The following is a 1498-nucleotide window of genomic DNA, read 5'->3' as shown; positions in this document are numbered from 1 at the left end:
GGCTCACAGGGTCCGGCACCGTGGCTGACGCCGAGCATGGCGCCGCACCGCGCGCGGTCGCCGATCGCGTCGCGGCACGATTGCCCAGCGCGCCCGGCGCCGGCAATTCGCGAGGCCGGCCATGACCGTGCATGCCGCACCGAAGGCGCTCCCAAAACAATCCTCGCCCGCGCGAGCGCCTTCGCTTGAACTTCGTCCGAGCCGCGACCGCTTCGAGGCCGAAGCCGAGCGCGCGGCCGAGAACGTGCTGCGCCCCGCCGCAGCCGGCGATCGGGCGCCCACGCTGTCGCCATTGTCACGCGGCTCGCGCCCGGAGGGACAGACGGCGCCGTCCGAAGTATCGGAGGTCGTCGGATCGCCGGGCTCCCCGCTCGGCGCTCCCCGCGAGACGATGGAGCGACAATTCCGTTCCGACTTCAGCCATGTGCGGATCCACACCGACGCGCAAGCCGCGGCTTCGGCCCGTGCAATCCGCGCGACCGCCTATACCGCGGGCGCGCACATCGTGTTCGGCGACGGCGCATACAATCCACACACCCCGCGTGGCCGGCACATTCTGGCGCACGAGCTCGCCCATGTGGTGCAGCAGCACGGCGAGACCGCGCCGCCTGTGGCGGTGCAGCGGCTCGCCTGGTACGAGTCGATCGCCGTGTTCTTCGGCGCCGAGGGCAATTTCGGCGACAAGGAGCTGCTCGCCTACCTCGACAAGATCACCCAGGCCAATGAGCACGAAGGCAGCTTCGACAGTGACAACAAGGCACGCGCCATCGTCCGCCGGTGGAAGGCAGGCCAGGCCGGGTTCAAGCTCGATCCACTTCAGAAGGCGCTGTTGATCCAGGAGATGCAGGATGGCCCGACGCTCGGCGGCGACGAGGAAGCAATCCTCGACCTGCTCGAGCTGAGCGACATCGCCGCCCTGCGGATCATGTTCGGTTCAGGAAAACTCAGTGTCACCGAGCTCGAATCCGACATCGACGGCGACAACTACAAGCAACTGACCCGGTTCTTCGCCGCCCGCTTCCGTGGCGGTCGCGCCGCCCTGCTCAAGGGAAACGTCGAGCCGCAGGGCGATCCGGGCAAGGGCTCGCCGGTGTTCGCCTACGACGCGGCCGGCCTCAAGCACCGGCTCGATGCCGCAACGAGCAATGACCAGGTCGACAGCGTCGCCGCAGAGATCTTCGCGCTCGAGCCGAAAGCGCGAGACAAGGCGATACAGGATATCAGTCGAGAGCGTGCAGTACTCGGCCGCCAGGCCGACGATCTCGACGAAAAGGTCGCCGCGGAGACGGATGAGGACAAAAAGTTGAACCTGCAACTCAGAGCCAGCGTCACCCATGGAAAGCTCAAGGGCTACGACCTCGTGCTCCAGCGCGTGTCGCGCGACATCGCCCTGACCACCAGCGGCAAGGCCCTGTCCAAGACAGTTGCTCCCGGCGCCGCACAGAAGGCCGAGATAACCAAGGCACTCAAACCGGACGTGCAGCTCGCCCCCGACGGC

General features: G+C 67.4%; 1 protein-coding gene. It reads left to right on the top strand.

The window, feature by feature from the left end; translation table 11 throughout:
- Nucleotides 1-121: 121 nt before the first annotated feature.
- The coding region (locus tag ACXJL8_RS40815) for an eCIS core domain-containing protein (RefSeq protein WP_456687011.1) at nt 122-1498 on the top strand (1377 nt) is incomplete at its 3' end.

It is taken from the genome of Bradyrhizobium sp. P5_C11_2, assembly GCF_054049755.1.
The sequence above is the reverse complement of the archived record's forward strand: the minus strand, read 5'-3'. Positions and strand labels throughout refer to the sequence as shown.